This is a genomic window from Mesorhizobium sp. M7D.F.Ca.US.004.03.1.1 (assembly GCF_003998635.1).
GTDB lineage: Bacteria > Pseudomonadota > Alphaproteobacteria > Rhizobiales > Rhizobiaceae > Mesorhizobium > Mesorhizobium loti.
Genome location: NZ_RZQG01000607.1, coordinates 1 through 3683, shown reverse-complemented (window position 1 = coordinate 3683; position 3683 = coordinate 1). Strand labels below are relative to the sequence as shown.

Genomic DNA, 3683 nt, shown 5'->3' with positions numbered 1-3683 from the left:
GGTAAGCACTCCGTGCTGTTTCACTTTTCCGGACCGCCGCCTTGGCAAACGACAGCACCGGACGGCCCGAAACTGGAACGGAAAGCGCTCCCTCCGCAAATCACGTTGGGTGAATTTTCGCAAACAATATCATAGGCTTAATTCCGACACATTGCTTGCTGCCGACATCATTTCCGGCCGCTTCGGCTCCCCCGACGAGCCCACTTCTGTCCGCGAAAAGAGTCGTTTAGCCGGATTGTGGCGGACGGTTTCGATCGCGGCGCGGCCGCCGCAATCCGTCCCGAGCGGCATCACGAAACAGACTGCTGGCCCGTCATCGATACACATTTTGTTTCATGGATCAGTTCAAAACCGCCACTCCGAAGCGGATCGAACTCGCGCTTCGGTTGCAAATCGGGAACGGATACAGCATGGTGCGTTGTTACGATGAAGGGGGGCCTTCCATGAAGCTTGCAGTCCGGACCATGATGTCCCTGATGCTTGCGCTTGCTCCAGGATTGGCCGGCGCACAAGCCACGGACCCAGGCGACGACAAAACGGTTATCTTTGCTAAGGACGATCCCGAGATGGCGGTAGCGACTGCGAAGGCGCTTGCCAGCTTGGATGAGTTCCTGGCCCTGGCCGAAGCGCCGCCCTCAGGCACGGACAGGTTCAAATTGAAGGTCGAGGTGCTAGATGGGAATGTCAGCGAGCACTTCTGGGTCATCCCGTTCCGGCGCACGGAAACCGGCTTCGTCGGCATATTGGCAAACCAGCCGGAAGCAGTGCGCAATGTCGTCCTCGGCCAGAACATAGAATTCACCAGGGACGATGTTTCCGACTGGGGATACAGACGCGACGGGCGGCAAGTCGGCAGCTTCACCGTCTGCGTGATGTTCAAGAGAATGTCGCAGGAAGAAGCGGACTATTTGCGCGACAAATCCGGTTACGATTGTTGATCGTATGCCCGGCCGGACTAGCTTGCCTCGTCCCTCCCGCCGATCTTGCGCACAAGTGCCGCCGTAGCCAGCATCGCGCCCATGTCGGCGATCATCGGCGCGACATGTGTGGTATAGTCGAGCGGCACCGAAATATCCGGCAGCTCGAAAAAGTTCTTCGTCTGGGGCAGCAGCAGGAAACCATCGCTGCCGTTGAGCGCGACGCGGGCCGGGTCGTCCGGCCAGGTTTCGCCAAGCCATTTCAGCGCCTGCGCCAGCCGGCCGCTCACCAGTGGCTGTGCCGCCCCGACATTGTCGGTGCGGAACTCGTAGGCAGCGTCGAGCGCCGCGTCGCCGCTGGACAGCTCTTGCAGCTTGCTGGCGAACATGCCGCGAAAGAAGCTGATCACCGCGTTGGTCCGCCGCGTCGCCACCAGTATGCCGGGGAACGGCGCGATGGTCTCGAAAGCGACGATGACGCCTTGAAAGGCTGTCGACGAGCCCTTGCCCGACCCTTCCCGCAGATGCGCCTCGTAGAGCTCGAACGGAAACCCCTCATAGCGGCCCGCGACGATGTCGTCGAACGCCTGCCGGTTGAACGGACCGACCGCCGTGCGCGGCAGCCGGTCGAAGGAATTCGGCGTCACGCCGTGCTGGTAGCGCATGTCCGCAATGAAGCCGAAGATGATCGGCAGCAGCGTCTCGCGGAACGATTGCTGCAGCCGCGTCACCGGTTTCCTGGCCTGGAAATAGAGCAGGATCGAAGCCGCGAAGCCGATGACATAGAGAAACACGTGCGGCGTCGAGACCCATTGCTCGTTGGGGTCGGCGACCTTGTTGAACAGCCAGGCGACCAGCACCACGGCCACCAGCACCAGGCCGACGAACAGCGGCACCCAGCGCACCTGCCGAACCGCCGAGGCCCTGGCCGCTTCATAGGCCTCGATGTCTTTCCGGATGCTGGCGATGTCAGCCTCACCAGGCATGAAATCCGCTGTTTCCACCGCTACCCTCGCAAGCCTGCCTCTGCCGTCGCATGATAGTCGGTTTTGCAAGGGCCGCCAGACGGTTAAGCGGTGACGCCCTCTTCGCTTGAAGAGGAAGGAAAGACCGCCCTCAACCGAGCTTCGACCTTGCCGCGCATTCGCCTCTCCATCCCTTCCACCAACAGCAGCCGCTCGTGGTCGCCGGCGCGCAGGCGCATGAAGGGATGCAGCCGGTAAGACGCAATGGCGCCCCGGGAGCCGGCATCGACACTGACATCCACGACAAATATTCCGCCGATGCGGCCGGGCCATGGCTGGCGGGCAAAGGCGGTGCCGAGGAAATCGCCGAGCCCGTAAGCGACGATCGTCCTGTCGATCTTTTCCACTGGTTGCACGACATGGGCGTGATGGCCGGCGATCAGCCCGACGCCCTGTCCGACCAGCCGCCTGGCCAGCACCCGCGTCTCGGCGCGCGGAAAATGCCGGAACTCCCAGTCCCAATGCGGCACGGCGCAAAGAAGATCGACACCATCGCGTGACCAACGCGCCGGATCACTGTCCATTGATACGCGCCCCGTGAACACGCTTTCATCGGCGTTGCGCCACAGCGTGAAGGCGGCAAAGCCGATATCAAGCGGTCCGACCTGGACAGGCACCACCGGACCGTTGGCAACGAGGCCCACCGTGCGGATGCCGAGCCGCTGCAGCGCCGCGACCGTCTCGTCGAAACCGGCGACGCCCTGGTCGAGCACATGGTTGTTGGCCAGCGACAGCACGAGCTTTTCGCGCGAAATACCCGCCACCGCCAGCGCCTCGGCCAGGAACCGCTCGCTCATCGCGTGATGCGTGCCGAGCCTCGTGCCCAGCGCCGCATTTGCTCTGTCCACAACAGGGCTTTCACAATTGCCGATCACCAGATCGGCAGCGCCGAGAAGTGCCTTGATCTCCGGATCGCAGCCCGGCGCACTGCGATTGGCCACAGCCGAGATGTCACCGACGAAGGCAAGTCGCACCGCCTGCCTTGGCGACGGATCCATCAGCGTTCCCGCCATCGGCGCAAAGTCTCGTGCGTCGCCGGCCAGCGACGGCTTCAGGAAACGCGGCAGCCAGGACAGCTTGTAGGAAAGCGGATAGTTCGACACGCGGCGCCCAATTGTTTGCCCTGTGTAGACCGTCCGCGGGGCGGGTTGAAGCGCGGCGCTGCAAATGGTGTATGTTTGCTCTGCGCGACGAATATTGGGGGAAGAGATGACACGACTGGCAGGCCTGCTGACATCCGCTTTCATGCTGATCGTGCCGCTGTCTTCCGCCTCGGCGGCAATGCCCGAAGCGGCAACCACCTTGTTCGAGGCAAAGACCGTGGCTGCGCGCGACACCGCTCTCTCGACGCTGGAGGCCGCCGCGCCAAAAGACCCGGCATCAGCCTATGCGGCCGGGGCCGGCGAGTTCTTCACCGCGCTGGAGATACTGGCCAGCGGCCTGCACCGCCATGGTTTCGAAAGCCCGCAATCCTTCATGCTGCCGCTGATGCGGCTGCCGGTGCCGGACAACGCCAACCCCGAGCCGCTGACCTATGAGCAATTCCGCGCCATCCTGGTCGCTTTCCGCGACCGGCTCGAAAAATCCGCCGCCACGTTTGCGTCGGTGCCGGCAGACGCCGATATCGGCATGGTCATCGACCTCACCCATACCGGCATCGACCTCAACGAGGACGGCACCATCGCGCCTGATGAAAGCATGGCGGCGATCATCGCCTCGTTGTCACGCGGCGGCATCTCGT

General features: G+C 62.9%; 3 protein-coding genes and 1 pseudogene. 2 read left to right on the top strand and 2 right to left on the bottom strand.

Features of this window, described 5'->3' with window-relative positions; genetic code table 11:
- Nucleotides 1–335 precede the first annotated feature (335 nt).
- Nucleotides 336–938, top strand: a complete 603-nt coding sequence (locus tag EN935_RS26315) for a DUF2314 domain-containing protein (RefSeq protein ID WP_245468773.1) — start codon at nt 336–338, stop codon at nt 936–938.
- Nucleotides 939–955: 17 nt separating this feature from the next.
- Here the strand turns inward: EN935_RS26315 and EN935_RS26310 are convergent, their stop codons facing one another.
- Both EN935_RS26310 and EN935_RS26305 read right to left on the bottom strand, forming a co-directional pair.
- Nucleotides 956–1903: a hypothetical protein gene (locus EN935_RS26310; protein ID WP_245468772.1), complete on the bottom strand. Its 948-nt coding sequence runs from the start codon at nt 1901–1903 to the stop codon at nt 956–958.
- 83 nt (nt 1904–1986) lie between these two features.
- Nucleotides 1987–3045: a CapA family protein gene (locus tag EN935_RS26305; protein ID WP_127263580.1), complete on the bottom strand. Its 1059-nt coding sequence runs from the start codon at nt 3043–3045 to the stop codon at nt 1987–1989.
- Nucleotides 3046–3151: 106 nt separating this feature from the next.
- Here EN935_RS26305 and EN935_RS26300 point away from each other — a divergent pair.
- Nucleotides 3152–3683, top strand: a pseudogene (locus EN935_RS26300) (hypothetical protein); the annotation flags it as partial.